The 23,775-nt window shown below is 38.2% G+C and carries 23 protein-coding genes; 22 read left to right on the forward strand and 1 reads right to left on the reverse strand.

The window, feature by feature from the left end; genetic code table 11:
* Positions 1-37 precede the first annotated feature (37 nt).
* The 21 genes from GH741_RS02175 (at position 38) to GH741_RS02280 (ending at position 21,598) form a co-directional block, all read left to right on the forward strand.
* Positions 38-439 carry a hypothetical protein gene (locus tag GH741_RS02175; protein WP_153735134.1) on the forward strand — a complete coding sequence of 134 codons (402 nt, stop codon included), beginning with the start codon at positions 38-40 and terminating at the stop codon, positions 437-439.
* A 110-nt stretch (positions 440-549) separates the two neighbouring features.
* On the forward strand, positions 550-873 hold the full coding sequence (locus GH741_RS02180; RefSeq protein WP_153735135.1) for a hypothetical protein: 324 nt from the start codon (positions 550-552) through the stop codon (positions 871-873).
* 217 nt (positions 874-1,090) lie between these two features.
* Positions 1,091-1,552 carry a hypothetical protein gene (locus tag GH741_RS02185; RefSeq protein WP_153735136.1) on the forward strand — a complete coding sequence of 154 codons (462 nt, stop codon included), beginning with the start codon at positions 1,091-1,093 and terminating at the stop codon, positions 1,550-1,552.
* Between the two features lie 286 nt (positions 1,553-1,838).
* Entirely contained in the window at positions 1,839-2,906 is a 1,068-nt protein-coding gene (locus GH741_RS02190; protein ID WP_153735543.1) for a sugar ABC transporter substrate-binding protein, read from the forward strand.
* Positions 2,907-2,988: 82 nt separating this feature from the next.
* Positions 2,989-4,509, forward strand: coding sequence for a sugar ABC transporter ATP-binding protein (locus tag GH741_RS02195; protein ID WP_153735137.1), 1,521 nt, complete (start codon positions 2,989-2,991; stop codon positions 4,507-4,509).
* A 69-nt stretch (positions 4,510-4,578) separates the two neighbouring features.
* Positions 4,579-5,694, forward strand: coding sequence for a sugar ABC transporter permease (locus GH741_RS02200; RefSeq protein ID WP_153735544.1), 1,116 nt, complete (start codon positions 4,579-4,581; stop codon positions 5,692-5,694).
* 171 nt (positions 5,695-5,865) lie between these two features.
* On the forward strand, positions 5,866-6,702 hold the full coding sequence (locus GH741_RS02205; RefSeq protein ID WP_153735138.1) for a MerR family transcriptional regulator: 837 nt from the start codon (positions 5,866-5,868) through the stop codon (positions 6,700-6,702).
* Between the two features lie 60 nt (positions 6,703-6,762).
* Positions 6,763-8,094, forward strand: coding sequence for an MATE family efflux transporter (locus GH741_RS02210; RefSeq protein WP_153735139.1), 1,332 nt, complete (start codon positions 6,763-6,765; stop codon positions 8,092-8,094).
* Positions 8,095-8,398: 304 nt separating this feature from the next.
* Positions 8,399-9,502: a flavin monoamine oxidase family protein gene (locus GH741_RS02215; RefSeq protein ID WP_153735140.1), complete on the forward strand. Its 1,104-nt coding sequence runs from the start codon at positions 8,399-8,401 to the stop codon at positions 9,500-9,502.
* 121 nt (positions 9,503-9,623) lie between these two features.
* Positions 9,624-10,370 carry an SDR family NAD(P)-dependent oxidoreductase gene (locus GH741_RS02220; RefSeq protein ID WP_153735141.1) on the forward strand — a complete coding sequence of 249 codons (747 nt, stop codon included), beginning with the start codon at positions 9,624-9,626 and terminating at the stop codon, positions 10,368-10,370.
* A gap of 340 nt (positions 10,371-10,710) precedes the next feature.
* Positions 10,711-11,931, forward strand: a complete 1,221-nt coding sequence (locus GH741_RS02225) for an acyl-CoA dehydrogenase family protein (protein WP_153735142.1) — start codon at positions 10,711-10,713, stop codon at positions 11,929-11,931.
* A 50-nt stretch (positions 11,932-11,981) separates the two neighbouring features.
* Entirely contained in the window at positions 11,982-12,758 is a 777-nt protein-coding gene (locus tag GH741_RS02230; RefSeq protein WP_153735143.1) for an SDR family oxidoreductase, read from the forward strand.
* Between the two features lie 211 nt (positions 12,759-12,969).
* A complete protein-coding gene (locus GH741_RS02235) occupies positions 12,970-13,536 on the forward strand; it encodes a TetR/AcrR family transcriptional regulator (RefSeq protein WP_153735144.1) in 567 nt (188 codons plus the stop codon).
* Positions 13,537-13,609: 73 nt separating this feature from the next.
* Positions 13,610-14,488 carry a 3-hydroxyacyl-CoA dehydrogenase family protein gene (locus GH741_RS02240; RefSeq protein ID WP_153735145.1) on the forward strand — a complete coding sequence of 293 codons (879 nt, stop codon included), beginning with the start codon at positions 13,610-13,612 and terminating at the stop codon, positions 14,486-14,488.
* Positions 14,488-15,267, forward strand: coding sequence for an enoyl-CoA hydratase (locus GH741_RS02245; protein WP_153735146.1), 780 nt, complete (start codon positions 14,488-14,490; stop codon positions 15,265-15,267). The genes GH741_RS02240 and GH741_RS02245 overlap by 1 nt, the downstream gene beginning before the upstream one ends.
* Before the next feature lie 60 nt (positions 15,268-15,327).
* Positions 15,328-16,398, forward strand: a complete 1,071-nt coding sequence (locus tag GH741_RS02250) for a phosphotransferase family protein (RefSeq protein ID WP_420809382.1) — start codon at positions 15,328-15,330, stop codon at positions 16,396-16,398.
* 36 nt (positions 16,399-16,434) lie between these two features.
* On the forward strand, positions 16,435-18,180 hold the full coding sequence (locus GH741_RS02255; RefSeq protein WP_338079203.1) for an acyl-CoA dehydrogenase family protein: 1,746 nt from the start codon (positions 16,435-16,437) through the stop codon (positions 18,178-18,180).
* 391 nt (positions 18,181-18,571) lie between these two features.
* Positions 18,572-19,054: a 5-bromo-4-chloroindolyl phosphate hydrolysis family protein gene (locus GH741_RS02265; protein ID WP_153735150.1), complete on the forward strand. Its 483-nt coding sequence runs from the start codon at positions 18,572-18,574 to the stop codon at positions 19,052-19,054.
* On the forward strand, positions 19,020-20,186 hold the full coding sequence (locus GH741_RS02270) for a toxic anion resistance protein (protein WP_153735151.1): 1,167 nt from the start codon (positions 19,020-19,022) through the stop codon (positions 20,184-20,186). The genes GH741_RS02265 and GH741_RS02270 overlap by 35 nt, the downstream gene beginning before the upstream one ends.
* A gap of 217 nt (positions 20,187-20,403) precedes the next feature.
* Positions 20,404-20,940 carry a sigma-70 family RNA polymerase sigma factor gene (locus GH741_RS02275; RefSeq protein ID WP_153735152.1) on the forward strand — a complete coding sequence of 179 codons (537 nt, stop codon included), beginning with the start codon at positions 20,404-20,406 and terminating at the stop codon, positions 20,938-20,940.
* Positions 20,924-21,598 carry a hypothetical protein gene (locus tag GH741_RS02280; RefSeq protein ID WP_153735153.1) on the forward strand — a complete coding sequence of 225 codons (675 nt, stop codon included), beginning with the start codon at positions 20,924-20,926 and terminating at the stop codon, positions 21,596-21,598. The genes GH741_RS02275 and GH741_RS02280 overlap by 17 nt, the downstream gene beginning before the upstream one ends.
* Before the next feature lie 110 nt (positions 21,599-21,708).
* Here GH741_RS02280 and GH741_RS02285 read toward each other — a convergent pair whose 3' ends face one another.
* The gene (locus tag GH741_RS02285; RefSeq protein ID WP_153735154.1) at positions 21,709-22,437 is read right to left on the reverse strand and encodes an MOSC domain-containing protein; all 729 of its coding nucleotides are present in this window, start codon (positions 22,435-22,437) and stop codon (positions 21,709-21,711) included.
* 637 nt (positions 22,438-23,074) lie between these two features.
* On the opposite strand from GH741_RS02285, the gene GH741_RS02290 reads away from it, so the two are divergent.
* On the forward strand, positions 23,075-23,773 hold the full coding sequence (locus GH741_RS02290; protein WP_153735155.1) for a TetR/AcrR family transcriptional regulator: 699 nt from the start codon (positions 23,075-23,077) through the stop codon (positions 23,771-23,773).
* Positions 23,774-23,775 lie beyond the last annotated feature (2 nt).

The raw sequence follows: 23,775 nt of genomic DNA on the forward strand, positions 1-23,775 counted from the left end.
TATTACTGAAGGAAGTAGTTAGTATTAGAGTATAGGAGTGAGTGCTATTACTAAATCACTTTCTTTAACATCACTTGCATTTTTAGTTTTATTCTTGATTGCAGGTTGTGGGGTAGCTGACGGTGGTAAAATAACTGCCAGAGACATATTAAAACAAAATAAAGATGCAGACATTATTCAGTATGACGGACATATTTTTAGCAATGTGACAAATCTAGAATGGTTTGAAGATGATAAGGAGGAAATTTCATTTTCTAAAAACAACTTCCAAGCCGAAATAAAAAAACAGACAACTAGTACCTGGTTTTTTAATGACCTTAGTGCAACCAAATTACCGAAAGGCACAAAGGTTTATTCACTTGATAGAACACGTAGAGGGATGTTGATTGTAGAATACGAAGGAGAAATACTATATTATATGGAGCTTCTTAAAGGATAGTAAAACTACTAAGCTGCTAATCTTGATTAAGAAAGTATTTGATTTACAATTTTCTATCTGTGACGTTAAAAGTGTAAGGGAAAAGTACAGAAAACTAACGAGGTGATAATATGTATTGGGAAACACTTCCTAGCTGGGTTTGGTTAATATATTATCTGTTGATTTTTACAACATTGGGAGCTGCAATTATAAGTGTAATACAAAAGAAGATTGTAAGTCTATCAATTGTTACGATTGTTTTAACAATCACTGTTCCTATTACCGCTATAAATAATAGTATTGGGAGATTAGTGGATGTAAATGAATTTGAACATTTAATTAGTCAGTTACAACAAGGTTCAATTTGGTCTATTTATGTAGTGTTAGGTTATCTATACTTACTAATTTACTTGGTTATTTTTATAAAGAATAAACTGAATACTGAGATAGCTTAATAAGCTAAAGGCTGTTCAACGATCAAACATGGCATTTGGTAATGTAAAGTTATTTATAATCTTGTGTGAAATGTTAGCACCTGAAACAACCATTTCATTTTACTGTTATTAGATTGATCAATCTAATAGGTGCTTCTGATAAAACTACTATAAATTTTGATAGAGTTGTCCTATTTTTCTACTTGAATTCATAGAGTAGAAGTAGGAGGTGTTTTTAATGGTGGCATATGGTAAAGAATTGTTTTTGGATAACGTTAACCAACTGACAACGATTATTGTTAGTTTAGCTTTAGCTATTTGTGCACAAAAAATTGCTGGAGATATAGCAAACATGTCTTTAATAAGTTTTATAATGGATGGTGGGTATAGTTTAATGTCAACAAGTGAACATTTTAGTATGTTCCGTAATGTTTTGTTACCTTTCATCATGTATTTACTAGCTTGTTCATTTCTACTTTGGATGGGGATAACCAATTTAGCTACATATGACGAAAAGGGTGACCAATCCGTTATGTTTTTAAAAATCCTTTTAGGTTTTTTTCAACTAATGCTATTTGGACTTATATTTGTTGGAGCAAAATTATTTTCTTATTTTTTACTATTAGTTTTCACTGTAATAATTTTGATTGAGATTCTCAACTATGCATCATCTTTTGATGAGATGCGTAGAGAAACATAAATTGTTCTGTTAACAAGAACAAACTAATGCAAGGCTTAGAGATAAAATTTCTTTAAGCCTTTTTTGATGCTATTAGTAGCGTGGATGGTGATATGAAAACTCAATGAAGCATTGTCCAAAAAATTGCCAATATTAAAAAAGTACAGACGAATAATAAAAAAATGCTATAAGAAAGCGTTTTCAATGTCTGCCTCCGATGATATATTTGGCTTGTAAGTAAATAAAAAAGGTTTTGAGAGGGGTTACAAAGTTGAAAAAAATTATTCAGGTTTTATTAGTTGCCATTATGTTCGTCCTAGTTGCTGCAGGTTGTAGTAGCGGTGCTGGAGGAAGTGGCGATCTTAGCGTAGGTATCGTATTACCAACTAAAGATGAGCAAAGATGGGTACAAGATGAAGAAAGATTTAAAGATGCAATTGCTGAATCTGATTACTCAGCAGAAATTTTATTCAGTCAAGGATCTTCCGCTAAAGAAAAAGAAAATGTTGACACTTTAATCAGTAAAGGTATCGATGTGTTAATTATTACTCCTGTTGATGGTGATTCAGCTGGTGGTACAGTAGAAGCTGCTAAAGAAGAAGGAATTACAGTTATTTCTTATGACCGTCTAATTACCAATACAGATGCTGTTGATTATTATGTGACATTTGACAGTATTGCAGTAGGTGCAGCACAAGCGCAATACTTAGTTGATCATTCAGAAGGATCTGGAGTGCCGTTATTCTTATATGCTGGTGCAGCAACCGATAACAACGCATTTTTATTCTTTGAAGGTGCATGGAATGTACTTCAACCGAAAATTGCAGATGGAACGTTTGTCATTGCAAACTCAAGTGAGGCAGAAACATTACAAGATAAAGCAGAATTAACTCGTGAGGAAATGAGTGCAATCATTAGTCAGCTAACTACTGGTTGGGATCCAGCCGAAGCTAAAAATAAGGCTGAAACACACTTAACTGCAGCAGGTGCTGACATGAAAGGTGATGTAGCTATCCTTGGACCAAACGATGATACCGCTCGTGCAATTGCTGACGTATTCTCAGGAGACCCAGCAATTACAAGCTATGTTATATCAGGTCAAGATGCAACAACCGCTTCTATACAGTACATCATTGATGGTAAGCAATCAATGACTGTGTTTAAAGATGTTCGTACTCTAGTAAAAGATGCTATGGATATGGCACTAACAATCCTTGACGGAGAAACACCTGAAACAACTGGTTCTTACGATAATGGATCAATTGAAGTACCAGCAAAACAATCAGATGTTATTAGTGTTGATGCAGACAATGTAAAAGTAGAAATAGTTGACTCTGGATACTATGAAGCTAGTGAATTTACTGGATTGGAATAAAGAATAGTTTGAGGTGGAATAGTGATAGATTTTCTATCACTATTCCGTGATTGTTAAGTGGTCTGGTTAAGGGAGGCATAACATGAGCGATTATATTTTAGAGATGAACCAGATATCAAAAGAGTTTACAGGTGTGAAGGCGCTCTCTAATGTAAATTTTAAGGTGCAAAGAGGAGAAATTCATTGTCTCGTAGGAGAAAATGGTGCCGGAAAGTCTACATTGATGAAGGTACTTAGCGGCGTCTATCCTTTTGGAAATTATGATGGTGATATCGTATTTAATGGCGAGGTGCAAAAGTTTAATAAAATACCTGATAGCGTTGATGTTGGTATCGCAATTATTTATCAAGAGCTAGCCTTATTTCCTGATCTCGCTGTTTATGAAAATATATTTATAAACAATGAAATACAGAAAGGTGGTATTTTAGACTGGAACGAAGCAATCGTTCAATCAAAGGATCTTCTTGAAAAGGTTAAATTAAAAGTAAATCCCGAAACATTAATAAAGGAATTAGGAGTAGGTAAACAACAATTAATTGAAATTGCCAAGGCATTGAGTAAGGAAGTAAAACTACTCATTTTGGACGAGCCGACAGCAGCACTAAACGAGGACGATAGTGAGAATCTATTGAATTTGTTGCGAGCCTTAAAAGAGCAAGGAATCACAAGCATTATGATTTCCCACAAACTTAAAGAAGTAATCGCCATTGCAGACAAAGCAACGGTACTCCGGGACGGGGAAACAATGTGTACATTGGATGCATCCAAAGGAGAAATTACCGAAGCTGCCATTATCAAAAACATGGTTGGTCGAGATATCGGAAATATATATCCTAAAAGATCTAACAAAGAGTTTGGCGAGAAAATATTAGAACTAATTAACTGGTCTGCCTATGACTCTACTTTAGGCCGTAATGTGGCCAAAGATGTTAATATTCATGTTAATCGCGGTGAAATTATCGGCCTTGCAGGCCTTATGGGTGCTGGGAGAACGGAGCTCGCACAGAGTATTTTTGGAAATGCAAAAAATTATAAGTTGCAAGGTGATTTGTTTGTTGAAGGTATGATTGCCTACTATAAACACACTAGTGATGCGATTAAGGCTGGAATTGCCTATGTTACTGAAGATAGAAAAGGCAATGGGCTGTTTTTACTTCAGGATATTAAACAAAATATTTCTGCAGGGAATTTAAAGGGTATCTCCTCTAATGGAATAGTAAATGAAAACGAAGAAATCAAAGTTGCTGAAGAATATAGAGCATCATTAGGAATTAAAACACCATCGATCTTACAGATGGCTGGTAACTTGAGTGGTGGTAATCAACAGAAGGTTTCCTTAGGAAAGTGGCTTTTTGTGAGTCCGAAACTATTGATTCTGGATGAACCGACACGCGGTATTGATGTTGGTGCTAAATTTGAAATTTACTCTGTCATGAATGAACTGATTGATAAAGGAATGAGCATTATCATGATTTCATCGGAGCTTGGTGAAATTTTGGGAATGAGCGATCGTGTTTATGTAATGGCTGAAGGCGAAATAAAAGGTGAGATGTCAGCAGAGGAAGCAAGTCAAGAAAAGATTATGCAGCTTGCGACGCAATAGGAGGTAAAACACGTGAATTTGTTAAAAGAAGCAAAGCAAGTCATTAAACATAATATTCGTGATTATGGGATGTATATTGCCTTATTTGTCATTATGATCACTTTTTCTATTTTGACAGATGGGTTATTTATGTCCTCACGAAATATAAGTAATCTATTAGATTCAGCAGGTTATATTGCTGTGCTTGCTGTCGGTGTAATGCTTGTAATTGTTATACGCCATATTGACTTATCGATTGGATTTTTAGCTGGTTTTCTTGGTGCGATTTCAGCAATTTTACTTTTGAATGGGATTCCAGTATATATTGTCTTTCCAATTGTACTAATACTAGGTATTGTTGCTGGTTCCATTACAGGCTTTTTGGTAGCAAAAGTTGGAATTCCTGCCTTTGTTGCGACATTAGCTGGATGGCTTATCTATCGAGGTGCAATCCTATCAGTAACAGAACGATCTGGAACTATCAATGTGGATAACGATGTTTTTAATGCAATAGGTAATGGATATATTCCTTCAATCATGGAAATCGGTGGATTACATTTACTATCGTTGCTTGTTGGTTTGGTTGGAATCCTACTTTATATTTATAGTGCCATATCTAATCGAAGAAATAAAATGAAATATAATTTTGAAGTGGTTTCAAAACAGATGTTTATTCTGCAGATAGCTTTTGTTTCAACGATTATAGCTTATTTCACTTGGCTTTTAGCCGGTTATAATGGTATCTCTTGGACGGTTGTTATTATCCTATTAGTGGTAATTGTTTATCATTTCGTTACTACGAAGACAGTAATAGGACGCCATATTTATGCTGTTGGTAGTAATCCTGAAGCAGCCCACCTTAGTGGTATCAATGTTAGTAAAATAACCTTTCTGGTATTTGGTTCAATGGGTATGCTTTCAGCCTTGTCAGGTATTTTGTTCACAGCACGTTTGCAAGCCGCAACAACAACTGCTGGAACCCTATTCGAACTTGATGCAATTGCAGCAGCGTTTGTTGGTGGTGTATCCGCTGCAGGTGGAGTTGGTAAAGTAACAGGAGCCGTTATCGGTGCGATAGTTATGGCTACCCTAACAAACGGAATGAACTTGATGGGAGTGGGAATTGCCCCGCAATATATGATCCGCGGTGGCGTATTAGCCTTAGCAGTAATATTTGACGTAATGACTCGAAGACAAAAAGCATAATCATGGGGACGGTTCTTTTGTTTCCTTTTCATGATGCGTAATAAAGAAGTTAAAGTGTCAGGCACTACTTATGGACAGAGGTCCATTTTAGTGCCTGACACTTTTTTGTATTGGGAATTGATTGACGCAAAAGAACCGTCCCTTATACTATAAAAAAGAGGAGGTAGTTAAATGAAACAGCGGTTCCGTGTCGGGGAAGTGGCAAAATTATTTCAGCTTTCCGCATCGACACTTCGTTATTATGATGAGGTCGGAATTTTCCAACCTAAATTCACAGATCCTGACAGTCGATATCGGTACTATAGCATTGAACAATTTTTTGTACTCGACACAATTATTTTCCTTAAGAAAAATGGATTTACTATTAACGATATTAAACAGCAGTTAAAGCAGCGAACCCCTGAGAACACGAAAGATCTTCTAGAAAGAAAACTAGAAGAAGTGGAGGAAGAAAGGGAAAGGTTGAAGAAGGTTTCTGAAAAAATCCAAAGCAAAATTGCCACAATTGAAGAGGGGCTTTCCCTCCGTGTCAATCCTTCATTGGTGTATCGCTGGTTTACGGAACGTGCGATTGATTATATTTATAATGATGAACCGATTGATTTAGGGATAGAATCAGATGCATTGTATTTAAAGGACTTAGAGGATCTCTCTCTAGCAGGAGTCGATTATGATGGATTTTTTACAGGTGATTTTGGAACTATAGTTGATATAGATAGTCTCACAAAAGAAGGTCCTGTGAAATATCGAGCTGTCTTTGAATTACTACATAATATGGAAGCTATTGAAACATCTAGTTTAAATGCGGGTTTATATGCATGCTATCCTCATCTTGGACCGTATGAAAAAATTAAAACTAGTTACTCCTTTGTCTTAAAACAATTGGAACATGATGGTTACTTTGTGGCCGGAGATCCGCTTGAAATAGCAATGCTTGATGAGTCGGTCACACAGGATAAAACAGCATATATAACCTTGATTCAGATTCCAGTGAATAAAAAAGATTGACCTTCAAGTAACTTGAAGGTTTATACTTTCTCTTGTAAGAAGTTACTGGAGGAATAAAAGATGACTGAAACACATGAAATCTTAAAACATCAATCAGTTAAAAAGGTTTTTTTAAAATATTTTTTCCCATCGTTATTAGGGATGATGCTGATGTCGGTAAACATTCTTATTGATGGAGTATTTGTTGGTAACGGGGTAGGATCGGAAGGGCTTGCTGGTGTTAACCTTGCCATGCCAGTATTCTCACTAATATTTTCGATTGCACTTTGGATTGGTATTGGTGGAGGCACTATTTATTCGCACTATATTGGAGGCGATGATCCTGCCCAAGCTAGAAGTGTGTTTTCACTGTCTGTTGCTAGTTCGTTGCTACTCTTGTTTATTGTTGGGGTCGTTGGTTATTTTAACGTAGAGATTGTAGCAAATCTGTTAGGAGCAAACGCTGACACACTTTTTTATACAGTCGAATATTTGAGGATTCTATTTCCGCTTGGTTGGCTGATTGCTTTGCAGCAGCTACTCAGCATATTTGTTCGAAATGATGGTAGTCCGACTTTATCGATGGTAGCCCTTGGTGTTACTGCAATTGTAAATATTGGCTTGAATTACTATATGATTTTTGTCCTGGAGTTAGGTGTATTTGGTGCAGCACTTGCCACTGTCCTCGCAAGCTTCGTTGGGCTACTTGTTTTATTGCTCCATTTTTTAAAAAAGCAATCGAATTTACGGAAGGCTTCTTTCCAATGGACATGGGGTATGCTGGGAACTATTTTTTTGATCGGATTTCCAAGTTTTCTTGCAGAAGCAGGAGTCCTTGTGTTTGTTGCTGGCTACAACTTAGCGATTGTCAGTTTACTTGGCACAGAAGGAGTTGCTGCCTTTGCAGTGATTAATTATTTGCATGGTTTCATGTTCTTATCATTCTTTGGCATTGAATCAGCACTGCAGCCGATGATTAGCTACTATCACGGTGCAAAAGAAAAAGTCCGTGTCGAAGAAAGTTTGAAAATTGGTGAGAAAGCTTCATTCATGCTTGGCGGAATCCTACTAATCATCGGACTGTTTGCTGCTCCTTTACTCGTCTCACTTTTTGGACTAGAAACAGAGGAAGTTCGTAAGTTGGCGGTTCAGGGGATTCGATTCTTTTTCATCGGTTACCTATTTTTAGGGTTTAATTTCGTTTACATGACTTATTTTCAGTCCATTGGTCAAATTCGTCAATCAATCACTATTATTCTCCTAAGAAGTTTTGTTTTTATTCTGGTCCTATTATGGGTGCTGCCAAAATTCTTTGGTATCGTTGGTATCTGGCTTGCATTACCGATGTCGGAAATGATAGTTGCTTTACTGCTCGTCTTCTTCACCAGAAAACATGTAATAAGATCAACTTGATGACGGTAATCAAGGGGACGGTTCTTGTGCATCCTTTCAATCATTTATTATAAAAACATTGAAGATTTTTATGAAAATGAGGAGGTTGGTTTGAATTTTGTAATCTTGAATCTTATAGTTATCAATAATGATCAGAAACAGGGTTATCAGTTCTATTGTCATATTTTGAACGATTAAATTCAGATATGCTTCTGTTCAATCTTCCTAGTTGGAGATGAACAAAGGTGGAAAAATAATTTTGCCAGATTAGACAGGAAGGAAGCAGGATAACCGTCCCTACGCTTCCTAGATTGGAGTTAATATTATGAATGATCCTATTATAATTGTGGGGGCTGGTTTAAGTGGTCTTCGCGCGGCGTCATTACTTAGTTCACAGGGCATCGAGTGTCGCGTTTTAGAGGCTCGAGGCCGAATTGGAGGTAGAGTTTTAAGTAGATCGGCCGTGGACAGTCCTGACCTCGGAAAATATGACCTGGGACCAACATGGTTCTGGCCACAACATGAGCGGGTTATCTCAGGTCTCGTCCAAGAATTTGGTTTACAAACCTTCGAACAGTACACAGAAGGAGCAATGCTTTTCGAGCAAGCTTCATCTATCCAGCGACATGTGCTACCAGAAGGAGCTATTCAGAAGTCGGTTCGGCTTGGTGGGGGTATGCAATCCTTGATTGATGCTGTTGCGGCCACTCTTCCTAGTAGGACAGTTGAACTAGACATGCGTGTCACATCAATCCTTATGGATGAAAAAGGGACGATTACTCTTGAAGCAGACCGCCTTGATGGCAAAAAGAAAACTATACGCGCGGAAGCAGTAATCTTAGCATTACCACCCCGAATTGTGGCTAAGAGCATAGCGCTTTCGCCTTCTCTTCCTACTAATCTTATGAAAAGCTTGGAGGACAAGTCGACATGGATGGCAGGACAGGCTAAGGTAGTTGCGATTTACGATCGTCCCTTTTGGCGAGAAGATGGACTTTCAGGTCAAGTAACGAGCTGGAGTGGACCTTTGCAGGAAATCCATGATGCATCACCCGGTACAGGTAGCGGTGCACTGTTTGGTTTCTTCGGGATACCTGCAAAGACGCGCCGAGACCTTGGTGAGGAAAGAGTTCTTAAACTTGTCATGGAGCAGCTGACACGTCTTTTTGGTCCGTCAGCTGAAATAACAACCTCTCTCTTATACAAGGATTGGTCGATTGATTCTAACACCTCGGTTGAAGCTGATTCCATACCATTAAGTGATTTTCCCAACTACGGTCCACTTACAGGTACAAGTGATGACTGGGAAAAGAAGATCATTTTTGCCGGTACAGAAACCTCTTCAGAATATGGAGGACACCTTGAAGGAGCGCTTCGATCAGCTGAACGAGCGGTTTTAGAAGTGATGGATTTATACAAAAATAAATGAATTATAGGTGTCAGGAATACAAAGTATTTAACCCTGTTCCGCGCAATCACTGTATGAAGGGAAATTAGTATTAGTAAGAGGATGGAAGCAGAAGAACCGTCCCCTAAAGGAGAGAATAAATATGCCAGACTTAAAAAATCATGTGATACTTATTACTGGAGCTAATCGGGGGCAGGGACAAGCTATTGCTCAGCACCTTGCCACTTTAGGAGCAATGGTAGGTATTGGTGCTCGGAATTATGATGAAGCAAAAGAAGTAGCTAAGGCAATTGGAGAAGACCACGCCTTTCCGGTTCAGTTAGATGTCACAAAGGAACTCGAGTGGAAATCGGCAGTAGATAAGATTGTAAGTAAATTCAACAAGATTGATGCACTAGTGAATAATGCAGGCATTCTAATCCGGAAACCATTTACAGAGATAACGCTAAATGATTACCAACAGCTGATTAATGTCAATCAACTTGGAGTGTTTTTGGGGATGCAAGCAGTTATTCCGCAGATGGAAAAGCAACAAAAAGGCTCGATTGTAAACAATGTATCTATATCTGCATTTGCTCCTATTAGTAAATCTTCTGCTTATGCGGCAACAAAAGCATCTGTGGTTGCAATGTCCAAAGCTGCAGCTATTGAACTTGGACAAAAAGGAATTCGAGTGAACATGGTTCATCCTGGTGGAATTGAAACAGAAATGGCAACTCAAGGCAACGGTGTTCCAGCATACTACGATTCAGTGCCACTAGGACGTATAGGACAACCAATTGAAATTGCTCGGGCGGTAGCATTCCTTGCCTCTGATGAAAGTTCATATTGCACAGGCACAGAAATTGTCGTTGATGGAGGAATGACTTTAGGTACTACGGATGAGTGAACCAATCACGGGGACGGTTCTTTTGTTTCCACTGATGTGTAATCAATAGAAATTAATTAAAGTGTCAGGCACTATATCTGGACAGTTGTCCATTTTAGTACTTGACACTTTTTTGTATTCAATATGGGATGAGTTTTAGTGATATTAGTGATTTAACACTGTTAAATTTACTATAAAAAGCTATTAGTAACCTAACCCACATTGGGCAATTATAGGTTAAGTTATTGTGTTAAATACATTTAATGGAAAAAGAAACAAAAGAACCGTCCCTGTGATTTGAAATTGTGTTAATATGATTACATACCAACTGGTTAGTATGTGAATTCGAGGGGGAGTTTGGTTGGATTTTTCTTATTCGGATAAGGTGAAAGGATTGCAGCAGAGAGTATCAGATTTTATGGGGAAAGTGGTATATCCAAATGAATCTGTTTACAGGAGTCAGTTGCTAGAGTCCAAGAACGGGCGTTTTTCTCGAGTCCCGCCGGTTATGGAGGAAATGAAGCAGCAAGCGAAGCAAGCAGGACTGTGGAATTTATTTTTACCTGACAGTAATTATGGGGCAGGTTTATCAAACTTAGAATATGCACCGTTGTGTGAAGTCATGGGACGCTCCCTAATCGCACCTGAGGTATTTAATTGCAATGCGCCTGACACTGGGAACATGGAATTGTTAGCGAGATATGGAACACAGGAGCAGAAGCAGCAATGGTTGATGCCGCTTTTAAATGGAGAAATTCGCTCTTCCTTTTGTATGACGGAGCCAGACGTTGCGTCATCCGATGCAACCAATATAGAAAGTGAGATAATACACGATGGGGATGAATATATAATAAGTGGAACGAAATGGTGGTCATCTGGTGCAGGAGATCCTCGTTGCAAGCTACTTATTTTCATGGGGAAAACAGACCCTGACGCAGAGAAACACCGACAACAATCAATGATTTTAGTACCTATCGAAACAACAGGAATAAAAATCCAAAGAATGTTACCGGTTTTCGGCTATGATGATGCACCCCATGGGCATGCGGAAATAACCTTTGATCATGTTAGGGTGCCAAAGGATAATCTCATGGTTGGTGAAGGAGAGGGATTTGCGATTGCTCAGGGCAGGCTTGGTCCTGGAAGAATTCATCATTGTATGCGTATGATTGGAGCGGCGGAACGGGCCCTCGAAATTATGTGTAAAAGGGTCGAGAGTCGCGTAGCTTTTGGAATGCCCCTGTCCAAACAAGGGGTGATTAGGGAGTGGATTGCTGATTCTCGGATCGAAATTGAGCAAGCAAGATTACTAGTGTTAAAGGCAGCAGATATGATGGATAAAGTAGGTAACAAACAAGCTAGAAAGGAAATTGCCATGATTAAGGTGGTGGCACCTAACATGGCATTAAAAGTGATTGATCGTGCCATTCAAGCAATGGGTGCTGCTGGAGTAAGTGAGGATTTCCCGCTTGCAAGCCTGTATGCAGGTATTCGGACATTAAGAATTGCAGACGGACCGGATGAGGTTCACCGTCAATCGGTGGCAAAACTAGAATTGAAAGAGCAGGCAAAAAAATTTTAAACAATCTTGTAAGCGCTAACATATATATCATAAAAAGAGGGGGAACTTTTTTGAGTATTGTTGATCAACTTTTTCAATTGAAAGGAAAGGTAGCGATTGTAACAGGAGGGGGTAGAGGACTCGGTAAGTACATGGCACTGGCATTTGCGGATGCCGGGGCAAAAGTTATGGTCTGTTCTCGTAAGGTAACGGCTTGCGAGGAAACGGTCAAAGAAATTCAAGCCATGGGCGGAGAGGCATTAGCACTTTCGTGTGATGTTACCGATCCACAGCAGGTTCAGCAAGCGGCTGAAAAAACGTTAGAAACCTTTGGAAAAATTGATATTTTAGTCAATAATAGTGGCGCTACCTGGGGAGCAGATGTGTTAGAGATGCCGTTAGAGGCTTGGTATAAAGTACTGAATGTAAATGTGACAGGGACTTTTCTCATGTCTCAAGCGGTTGGCAAACATATGGTTGAGCAAAAATATGGGAAAATTATTAATCTATCATCTGTTGCAGGTTTAAATGGGGTAGATCCTCGTGTGATGGACGCAGTTGGATATAACACGAGTAAAGGCGCACTTATTACGCTGACAAAGGATCTCGCTGCAAAATGGGGGAGGCATAACATCAATGTTAATGCGATTGCACCAGGATTTTTCCCTACAAAAATGTCTAAAGGAGTCTTAGAGATGGGTGGTGATAGAATACTAGAGCAAACTCCACTAGGCCGCTTTGGAGAGGATAAAGATATTCAAGGGGTTGCTTTATTCCTTGCATCAAAAGCATCGGATTATGTTACCGGTGAAATCGTGGTAGTTGACGGTGGTATGAATGCAATGTAAATAAAATTATGGGAGGTACCACAGGTCGTCGAATTTAGACCGGAGCTTCCAAAAACGAATGTAGGTAAAATATTACGTAGAAAAATTAAGGAAGAACTGGTGTAATTTAAGGAACTACTTTGCTGTTGCCCCCAAACAGGTATGGGAAAACGGTGTGATATACTTGTGGAAAAACGCTAAATTAACCAATACTAGGGGGCTTATTCTAATCATGAAAGAAAAAATATTAGTAACATGTATTCAATTATTTGAACATAAAGGATTTAGCGAAACCTCGATCCAGGACATCGTGGATTCATTAGCAGTAACAAAAGGGACCTTTTACTATTACTTCAAGAGTAAAGAGGAAGTGTTAATGGTAATCCACCGGATGTATATCGATACATTACTCGAACAACAGAACAAACTATTAGAAGACGGAGCGTTAACTAATAAAGATAGACTCCGCGGATTAGTAGAAATGTTAGTAACAAATATTACCCCACTTGGAAAAAGCGCCAGGGTGTTTCACCGTGAGCTCCGTCATTTAAGTGAAGACCACATGAAGGAAGCTCGGGCCAAACGTGATCAGGTTCGGGTTGCGATTGAAAAAGTAATTGTAGCCGGGATGGAGAATGGTGAGTTTAGGCCAGACGTAAAAGCAGATATTGTTACGCTAGGTATTTTAGGGGCGTGTAATTGGAGCTATCAATGGTTTAAACCTGAAGGAAAGTACTCAGATTTAGAGGTTTCTGAAGTTTTTATCGACATGGTTTGTCAGGGGATCACCCCTAAATAGGCGAGGAATACACATCCTCCCTTTTGTTGTAAAATTAACATACTAACCGGTTAGTAAATAGGAGGTAAGGTAGATGGAATCAACCGATGTAAAGAATGTGGCCGTAATTGGCGCCGGATCAATGGGACACCAAATCGCGATGCTTTCTGCTTTAGGAGGCTATCAAACAACACTTCAAGATATTGAGCAATCCTCACTTGATCATGCATTAGAAAAACTAGCAGCGATAATGAACAAATGGGTCAAAAAGGGCAAAATTACTGAAGAAGCAAAAGCTAAGGCGTTTCAATACCTTCATACGACAACAAGCTTGGAAGAAGCTGCAATTAAGGCAGATATTGTGATTGAAGCAGTCGTTGAAAAATTAGACGTCAAGCAAGAGGTTTTTACACAATTAGATGATATGGTGCAGGAACACACGATTCTAGCAACAAATAGTTCCACAATTGTCAATTCAAAGATTGCTAGTGTGACCAACCGAGCCGATCGAATATGCAATATGCATTTCTTTTTCCCGCCACTTGTGATGGATTGTGTTGAGGTTGTCAAAAGTGAACAAACATCAGATCATACCATCCAAGTAGCAACAGATTTTTGTAAAAGGATTAATCGGACGGCGGTCTTGATGGAGAAGGAGATTTACGGTTTTATTGCCAACCGCTTATTGTTTGCCTTATCTAAAGAAGCGTTTCACTTATATGAAGAAGGCTATGCCGATTTTAAGGATATCGATTTAGTAGCAAAAAAGGCACTCGCACACCCACTTGGGCCATTCGAGATAGCTGATTTATCCGGCATTGATGTCGGGTATTACGCAAATCTTCAACTATATAACGAAACAGGTGACCCAGCAGATAAACCACCAAAATCGGTCGAAGAAAAAATAAAAGCAGGTCATCTAGGCAGAAAAACAGGCAAAGGTTGGTACAACTACTCGGAGGTGAAAGTATAATGAGCGAATTAATAACAGTGAAAATAGAGGATGGGGTTGCCATCATTACGATTGATCATCCACCATTAAATGTACTGAATAAAAAAGTGCAACAAGAGTTGGTGGAGACTTTTAGCATGTTAAAGGAAGACAAGGAAGTTGTTTGTGTGATTTTGGAAACAGCTGGCGATAAAGCTTTTATTGCTGGGGCTGATATCAAGGAATTTCCAAGTATGTTTGGTGACTCAAATATGTTAGAAAATGTGATGGAAATGCATGATTTAATGAATGAAATCGATCAGTTTCCTAAGCCAACAATCGTCGTGTTGGACGGAGTAACTTTTGGGGGAGGCTGTGAATTGGCCTTAGCTTTTGATATCCGGATTGCCGAAGAACAGGCTACTATTGCATTGCCGGAAGTAAAGCTTGGAATTTTCCCAGGAGCAGGAGGCACCCAACGTTTGCCTAGGCTGATTGGTGAAGCCAGGGCAAAGGAAATGATGTTTACAGGAGAAGCAGTAGGTGCGACTGAAGCGGAGCGAATCGGATTGGTCAATCGAGTGACCCCAACGGGTGAAGGATTAGCAAGCGCCAGGACTCTAGCAGCCCAAATCACGAATAAATCACTGCAATCTTTATCTCGAATTAAAAAAGCAGTCGATGAAGGAATGGATACAACACTGGAGGTTGGAATCCAACGAGAAGCCGAGTTGTTCACCGAAATTTTTCAAACTGAGGATGTATTAGAAGGAATTTCAGCTTTTATCGAAAAAAGAAAGCCCGTATTTAAGCACAAGTAGATTAATAGATGAATTGGTAAGCTTGGACAACTTTACAATCTAGGAGGGATTTTTTTGACGATTAAGCATCAAAAGGATACCATTCCAGTTCGGCACGGAGAAGAACTGGATACTCTGAAACTAGAAAAATATTTACGTGCAAAATTATCTGATTTACCAGAGGGAGAGCTACATATCGAACAATTTCCCTCTGGTCATTCTAATTTAACTTATCAATTAACGATCGGGGATTGGGAGGCGGTTTTACGAAGACCACCTCTAGGTCCTGTTGCTGCTAAAGCTCATGACATGGAAAGGGAATATACTATTTTAAAGACGTTACATCCACATTTTAAGCTAGCGCCGAAGCCATTTTTATACGAAGATGATGAGTCGATTGTCGGGAGTCCTTTTTTTGTTATGGAACGAAGACACGGAATCGTCGTTGATACACATTTTCCAGAGGAAATGGAAAATACAGGGCAGAGTGCGAAAATCATCTCTGAAACAATGGTTCAAACTTTGGCGAGGCTCCATGATATTGACTATAAGAAAACAGAAATGGCTACCATCACAAAGCCAGAGGGATTTATGGAAAGGCAGGTTCACGGTTGGATTAAAAGATATCAACAGGCAAAAACTGACGAGATCCCTAAAGTGGAAGAATTGATGAACTGGTTAAGAAGCAACATTCCTACTTCTTCTGATGCCACCATCATTCACTATGATTTTAAATGTAACAATACGATGTTCAACCCTAACGATTTGTCCGAGATAACGGGTTTGTTTGATTGGGAAATGACTACCGTTGGTGATCCGTTAGCAGATTTAGGCGTAACCCTAAGTTACTGGATGGAAGATAGCGATCCTGACTTTTTAAAATATGGATTTGGTAAACCGCCAATTACAACGAAGGAAGGTTTTTATTCGCGCAGACAGTTTGCTGAAAGGTACGCCGAGCTAACAGGGCGAGATGTTAGCAATCTCGATTTTTATTTAACGTTTGCCTATTTCAAGCTAGCGGTTATTGTCCAACAAATTTACTACAGATATAAAAAAGGTCAGACAAGTGATGCCCGTTTTTCCCAATTTAATCAGGCAACAGCTGCCTTAATTACTTATGCCTACGCTATTTCTCAGAAAGGTTTTTGAGGAATTGATGGGGACCAACGAATGGAGGGAACGATTGTGAGCCATCTTAAATCACGTGTAAGTGGTGGGTCCTACTTAGTGGATCAAATTTCCGCAAACGATGCCTTTTTCCCAGAAGCTTTAACGGATGAACATAAAATGATTCAGAAAACCGCCAAGCAATTTGTCACGAAAGACGTATTGACTAAAAGGAAAGAAATTGAATCTCAAGATTTTGATGTAGTAGTAGATTTATTGAAAAAAGCGGGTGACCTTGGATTATTAGCCCATAGTGTACCAGAAAAATACGGTGGGCTGGGGTTAGATAAAATAAGCAAAGGCATCGTCGGGGAACAGGTAGGTCGAAGTGGTAGCTATGGCGTTGCCCACTCAAATCATACTTGTATAGCTACTCTGCCTATTACATATTACGGGACAGAGGAGCAAAAACAGAAATACTTGCCAAAGCTTGCAAGTGGTGAATATATTGGAGCGTATTGTTTAACAGAACCAGAGGCAGGATCAGATGCGATGTCTGGAAAAACGACCGCTGTTTTGAATGAAGCAGGAACACATTACTTACTCAATGGAACAAAAATTTATATAACAAATGCCGTATTCTCTGATACCTTTATCGTCTATGCAAAGGTTGAGGGCAAACATTTCACTACTTTTATTGTCGAAAAGGATTTTCCGGGTTTGTCGCTAGGGCCAGAAGAGAAGAAGATGGGAATCAAAGGCTCATCGACCAGGTCTGTAATCCTTGAGAATTGTGAAGTGCCAATCGAAAACGTACTTGGGGAAATAGGGAAGGGGCATATCATTGCTTTTACCGTGTTAAACTTAGGCAGATTTAATCTAGGCTCTGCATGTACTGGTGGTGCGATGGGTGTTTTAGAATTAGCGGTTAGCCACGTTTTAGCAAGAAAGCAGTTCGGACAAACCCTGTCCTCGTTTGGAGTCACGAAAGAAAAAATCGCCAAAATGACAGCAAGGATTTATGCATCCGAATCGTTGCAATATCGGACCTCTTATTTGCTTGAAAATGCATTACATGGTTTGGATGATGTTGCTGATTCACGGATAGTTGCCGCGGGAATGTCCGAGTTCGCTCTAGAATGTGCTGCGTGTAAAGTGTATGGTTCGGAAACCTTAGATGGTGTCGTAGACGAAGCAGTTCAGTTACACGGTGGAGCAGGTTTTATCAGTGAATATCCAGTCGAGCAGATGTACCGAGATTCTCGAATCAATCGCATTTTTGAAGGCACGAATGAAATTAATCGTCTGTTATTGACTGGCCAATTTTTGAAGAAATGTCTGAAGGGTGAGCTCCCCTATGCCGATGCAGTCAAGCAAGCTTTCGAAAATCTGAGCAGTAGCCATTGTAGTGGGGATAGGGTATTTGAAGAAGTGATTGAAAGTATTCGCTCCACCTATCTAGTGTTAGTAGAATATGCCCGAAGAAAGTTTGGTCAGGATTTAGAAACACAGCAAGAAGTATTAATAAAGCTATCGGACATTGCTATCCATCTCTATGCGGCAGAGTCTGTGGTGTTAAGACATCAAAAAATAAACAGCGACTCAGAAGTGCGAAAGTATGTTGTGGAAACGGTGCTCGAAGAATCAATTAATCAAGTATTGCTGAACGTAAGACAATTAGAACAAGTTTTAATACCTCCAGAAGATAAAATGAAAAAACTTGTCTATGCTGCCCTGATGAATCACGGCTTTAGCGATCCAATTCATCGAAACCGTAGAATTGCCGAGCGTGTTTATAGGGACGGTTCTTTTGCTTCCTTTTAGGCGTAACCAAAGAAATAAATAAAAAGTGTCAGGCACTACAAATGGACAGATAACCATTTTAGTGCCTGACACTTTTTTGAATTGTAGATTGACGCAAAAGAACCGTCCCTATATCACCTTTAAAATGAAACTTATGGTATATTTAAATCGTATATTATAAGAGGATTATAATTAGGAGTCGATTGATGATGTACAAGTTTCTCACAGTGATAACTGGAACAATGATTTCAATCCCGGTAATGACTACTGCCTGGTTAGTTAGCTTTTTTGCATTTAATCAGCCGTTTTTATCTTCAGCAGTAATGGCTATTGCAGGAGCCTTCCTAACATATGGTATTGTTTCTGCTGTTATTTTTNTTTTTCCCGGTTTTTAAAAAAACATCAATTATCAATGAAAGAATATCGATATATTCGAAAATCTTTAGCTGAAGCCAAACCGAAAATTAAACGAATGCAAAAGGCACTATTATCGGTACGGCGAATGTTAATCTTAAAAGATATGTTTGAGCTAGTAAAAATCACTAGGAGGATATATTCAGTTACGAAAAGTGAACCAAAAAGGTTTTATCAGGCAAACCAGTTTTATTTTTCTCATCTAGATTCAGCAGTACATATGATTGAAAAGTATGCACTCTTATCTTCACAACTTAAGAAAAATGTCGAGGTTGAACAAGTTTTGAAAAAGACATCCAGAACCATTAAGGAGTTAAAAATTTTAATAGACAATGACTTACATCATATTCTTTCTAATGATATAGAACAGCTAGATTATGAATTAGATGTTGCGAAGTTTTCGATAAAAATGAATAATGAATCTTTGAAGAAAGGAAGGATAAATGATGAAAGAAAGCAACAAAACCCTCCAAGAAAATGAAAATAACTTTGCAGATGACTTGTTGTCAAATCCATTTGGTGAACTTTCAAATGAATCAAACTCTCAAATAAATGAAGACAAGTCACTTCGTCTAATCGATGTGATCCCTGAAGAAGATAAGGTAAAGGCGTACACACTTGCAAAACAAATTGATCCTAAGAACCATAAAGCAATGATTTCATATGGAACACAGGCACAAGACAAATTATTGGCATTTTCACATTCAATGCTTGACCACGTCCAGAAAAAAGATACTGGTGAGGTTGGCGAGATTATCAGTGATTTAATGAAGAAGTTTAATGGGATGAACCCAGATGAGCTGAAGCCAGAAAAGAAAAATGTCTTGAAACGGATATTTGGAAACGTGTCAGGTTCCATGCAAGAGATAATGTCTAAATACCAAAAAACAGGAGCTCAGATTGACCGTATCAGTGTTAAGTTAGATCGAACCAAATCGAACCTATTATCTGATATTGATATGCTAGAAAAACTCTACGAAAATAATAAGGAGTATTTTAAAGCATTGAATGTGTACATTGCAGCAGGGGAATTAAAACTTGAAGAATTGAATAAAAATGACATTCCGGCCTTAAAGAAAACCGCTGAAGCTACAAATGATCAAATGAAGTTTCAGGAAGTTAATGATATGATTCAATTTGCGGAGCGATTGGAAAAACGGACTTATGATTTAAAATTAAGTCGGGAAATTACCATTCAAAGTGCACCACAAATTCGACTGATTCAAAATACAAACCAAGTACTCGTTGAAAAAATTCAATCTTCTATTTTAACGGCAATACCACTTTGGAAAAACCAAGTTGCGATTGCCCTTACAATGTTTAGACAACACAATGCTGTTGAGGCTCAAAAGCAAGTCTCAAAAACAACCAATGACCTTTTATTAAAAAATGCTGAAATGCTAAAAACAAACACAATCGAAACAGCAAAAATTAATGAGCAAGGCATTGTAGATATTGAGACATTAAAGAAAACACAAGAGAGCTTAGTTTCTACACTTGAGGAAACATTAAAAATTCAAGATGAAGGACGCAAAAAACGACAGGAAGCAGAACAAGAATTAAGTAAGATGGAAAGAGATTTAAAACATAAACTGCTACAGATAAAAGAATAAATTCATAGGGACGGTTCTTTTGCTTCCTTTCATGAACAATCAAAGTTAAAGTATCAGGCCCTACAAATGACCATTTGTAGGGCCTGATACTTTTTTGTAGTGGAGATTGACCCAAAAGAACCGTCCCTATATTTCACAAAAAGTGGGACTTTTATTTTATTTGAATCGTCTAAAGAGAAAGTTGGAAAGTTGGTGAGGAACATTGGACCAGAGGAATATGGAAAATGTAATTTTAACTAAATCAAAAGATGAAATTATCGATTACGTTATTGATCAATATGGCGAGCAAATTAAACGAGTGATTTTCACGTATGTAAAAAGCTATACGCAAACGGATGATCTATTTCAGGAATTTTTAATTAACGTCTATCAGCGATTGGAACAGTTTGAAGCGAATTCTTCATTGAAAACATGGTTGTATCGAATTGCGATTAACAAGTGCAAAGATTATCTACGCTCACCGATTCATCGACTTTTCAAATATAACGAGGAAGTAAAATCGATTCATGTTGCCAAATCCGCAGAACAGCTTGCCATGGAAAATGAACAAGAAATGATAATAGTAGAAGCCATTTTATCCTTACCGACCAAGTATCGAGAAATTTTTGTACTACGATTCTATCAGTCTTTTAGTGTCAGGCAAGTCAGTGATGCTTTACGGATTAATGAATCGACGCTCAAGACACGGATTATGCGTGGGAAAAAGAAACTGCAGCAAAAACTAGGAGGTGAATATCTTGAGCAATACGAATAAAAACCTCAATAAAGCGTTTAATGACTATATTGGTTCTGCAAGTCTGGTGACGAACGAAGATAGAAAAAGGTTTTTCAGGCGGATGAATAAAAACAATAAAAAATCACATTGGATGCCAAAAGTAATCACCGCCCTAGTAGCTGCCCTTTTAATAACTGGAGCATACATTGGCTATCAATCTTCGCTAGTTGATATTGTTGAGGAGCCTGAAGATATAACAATAGAAGAAAAAACGGCAGATTACCCTGAAAAAGTAAAAGCAAAAATAGCTGATTTGCCTGAGGATGTTCAAAACCGGTTAATCGTCCCGACTGAATTTCCAGACGAGCCAAAGAGTTTTACCTTTCGAGTGGACCTTGTAGATCCAATGCAAGAGGAAAGTCGGATTTTATCTACTGAATTCGCTTATGGTGGAGCAGAAGTTGGCTGGGGGCTCTTCGTTACTACTTGGCATACGGAAGTCATCAGAGATAATGTTGATCCTACTGAAACAGTCACCCTAGATAATGGAAAAGAAGCAATTATCTTTGGGAATGATAGTTCCAAATCCATCGAATGGAAAGGTGAAGAAGGAATGTACCATAATATTATGTTAATGCAATTAGAGTCACAATTTACTGTAGATGATTTAGTAAAGATAGCAAATTCAATGGAATAATTGTAAAAAATAATGGTTCTCCGTCAAAGGTGGTGTGTAATTTTCACACCACTGCAATGGAGGGAGAACCAGTTTTTTTGTCGCATCAAGGCTATAATTTCAAACAGCATTCAGTCAAGAAGATGGATTTCATCGTTTACATGAATGTCACCGGTTTTTATTACAGAAGCATAAACACCAAAATTATTATTTCTTTCTTTTATAAGGGCTGTATGCAAACTCTTATCTCGTTCTGCGTTGTCAGGATTAACGGTAATAATCATACACCTCTCAGAATGACCAACTAATTGGACTTCTACTTCATTTCCTATCTTTATTCGTTTCCCTATCCATTCTTCTTCTACAAACGGTTTTTTTTCCTTTAATTCAATAAATAAGTTAGGACGAAAACGCCGAAAATCGACCTCTTCTTTCCCCCATATTTCTTCTAACTTATCTAGTGAAGCATCTGTTACAAGTAAAATGTGCTCTACTGCAATTGGCCCAATAGGTACAAGTGAGGGAGTGTATTTCTTAGTGGAAATTTTTCGTTTTGATTTGTTTTCCATTTCTTTAATTAATTCTTCATCTTTCCAATCAAACACATTACCCTCAGGCGTGATCACTTCCACTTTAGGATATTCGTCCATCGACTCTTCCCCTACAAACCTTGCTTTATATCGAACCATTTCTTGGAATTGAGTTATGGTTAAAAAATTTCCCTTTTTTGTTTCATCTAGATAAGCGTGGCTACGATCTCCATACAACCCATAGTCCATGATTTTAGATTTTTGTACGAATTCTCCGTCTAAAGATTTTACAGGATGACGAACAAGTTCCTTGATATGACCGATTAACATTCTCATTCACTCCAATATAAACTTTACCTAACTATATGTGTATCATGCTAAATTTTCAACTTTTGGGCCGATAAACTAGTAACTGTTTCATTAAGTTGAAGTTAGTGGTCAGTATTGTACAGTTAGCCTATTAGATTTCACAATCGAAATTTATGCTATTTCACAACTAGATAACGGGGCCTGCAAACCTAATATAATCTTTGTGCAAAGGATTAAACATGAATCCTCTACAGGCATTATTTACTTGCGAAAGTATGTTGAGTGTAGGATAGAGCGATTATTAAGAAAAAAGATCCCCATAATTCCATGGCAAAAGAGCCTATTTCATAACATCATCAGGAATGGAATTTTTAATTTTTTTTGCAACTTTGGGTTTTCTCGAAATATAGAGAGGGGAGTGGGACAAGGAGCCTGTCCCTCTGTCCCAGGCTACCAAAATAGCCAATAACTAATGTCTATCCAAAAGTTCGACCTTAGATAAGTTGACAAAGTTAAATTTTTTGATAAAATGAACGTGTTCACTAAAAAAACTTGTTCATCAAACGAACGTGTTAACAAACATAAATTTATAGTTAATTTTTAATGAGATATTTTGAACGATTAGAAATGTAGTTGTCACTAGAAAGGGAATGAACTGATGAAAAGTGGAAGAAAAGAAATTCAGCGTGCGCGGATGTGGCGTTACTTTTTAGACGCTGCAACCGAGGTCATAGAAGAGGAGGGTCTTGACCAAGTAACGATTCGGAAAATCGCAGACCGTGCTGGTTACACTAGTTCAACTGCCTACAACTATTTTAAGGATCTTTCCCACTTAAAATTTTTTGCAGCAATGCGTTTTACTACTGATTATATAAATGAATTGCCGCTTTATTTGGAAAAAGGCACGAATACGATTGATAGCTGGTTATACTCATGGGAATGTTTTTGTAAGCATTCATTTGATCGACCAGAAATATATGCAATTATATTTATGGATGATCTTGGCGGAGCTGTTGATGAGCTTTTAGCTGATTATTATAACGTTTATGAAGAAGATTTAATAAGACTCCCAGAGGAAATTAGGTCAATTGTTTCGGAGCTCAATTTTTCCAAACGAAGCATGCTTTATATCAAAAAAGCAGTAGACGAAGGTTTTATTAAAGAGGAAGAAGTTGACTTACTAGCCGATACGACTTTGATGTTATGGAAGGGTATGATGAACACAGTTTTAAATCATCGCCGTAATTATACGAAGGAACAAGCAGTGCAACAAACGCTGTACTATGTGTATGAAACAGTTCGACGCGTTATTATTCCAGGTAAAGAAAATGAGTTAACTTTCTCCATTAAAAAATAGTA

Origin of the sequence: Aquibacillus halophilus, from assembly GCF_009649745.1 — a bacterium.
Classification (GTDB): domain Bacteria; phylum Bacillota; class Bacilli; order Bacillales; family Amphibacillaceae; genus Aquibacillus; species Aquibacillus halophilus.

Coding starts and splice junctions, on each gene's coding strand:
- GH741_RS02235 (WP_153735144.1), top strand. CDS start 12,970: ATGAAAGAAAAAATATTAGTAACATGTATTCAATTATTTGAACATAAA.
- GH741_RS02210 (WP_153735139.1), top strand. CDS start 6,763: ATGACTGAAACACATGAAATCTTAAAACATCAATCAGTTAAAAAGGTT.
- GH741_RS02180 (WP_153735135.1), top strand. CDS start 550: ATGTATTGGGAAACACTTCCTAGCTGGGTTTGGTTAATATATTATCTG.
- GH741_RS02205 (WP_153735138.1), top strand. CDS start 5,866: ATGAAACAGCGGTTCCGTGTCGGGGAAGTGGCAAAATTATTTCAGCTT.
- GH741_RS02275 (WP_153735152.1), top strand. CDS start 20,404: ATGGAAAATGTAATTTTAACTAAATCAAAAGATGAAATTATCGATTAC.
- GH741_RS02285 (WP_153735154.1), bottom strand. CDS start 22,437: ATGTTAATCGGTCATATCAAGGAACTTGTTCGTCATCCTGTAAAATCT.
- GH741_RS02195 (WP_153735137.1), top strand. CDS start 2,989: ATGAGCGATTATATTTTAGAGATGAACCAGATATCAAAAGAGTTTACA.
- GH741_RS02200 (WP_153735544.1), top strand. CDS start 4,579: ATGTATATTGCCTTATTTGTCATTATGATCACTTTTTCTATTTTGACA.
- GH741_RS02215 (WP_153735140.1), top strand. CDS start 8,399: ATGAATGATCCTATTATAATTGTGGGGGCTGGTTTAAGTGGTCTTCGC.
- GH741_RS02185 (WP_153735136.1), top strand. CDS start 1,091: ATGGTGGCATATGGTAAAGAATTGTTTTTGGATAACGTTAACCAACTG.
- GH741_RS02190 (WP_153735543.1), top strand. CDS start 1,839: ATGTTCGTCCTAGTTGCTGCAGGTTGTAGTAGCGGTGCTGGAGGAAGT.
- GH741_RS02265 (WP_153735150.1), top strand. CDS start 18,572: ATGAAAGAATATCGATATATTCGAAAATCTTTAGCTGAAGCCAAACCG.
- GH741_RS02240 (WP_153735145.1), top strand. CDS start 13,610: ATGGAATCAACCGATGTAAAGAATGTGGCCGTAATTGGCGCCGGATCA.
- GH741_RS02220 (WP_153735141.1), top strand. CDS start 9,624: ATGCCAGACTTAAAAAATCATGTGATACTTATTACTGGAGCTAATCGG.
- GH741_RS02270 (WP_153735151.1), top strand. CDS start 19,020: ATGAAAGAAAGCAACAAAACCCTCCAAGAAAATGAAAATAACTTTGCA.
- GH741_RS02290 (WP_153735155.1), top strand. CDS start 23,075: ATGAAAAGTGGAAGAAAAGAAATTCAGCGTGCGCGGATGTGGCGTTAC.
- GH741_RS02245 (WP_153735146.1), top strand. CDS start 14,488: ATGAGCGAATTAATAACAGTGAAAATAGAGGATGGGGTTGCCATCATT.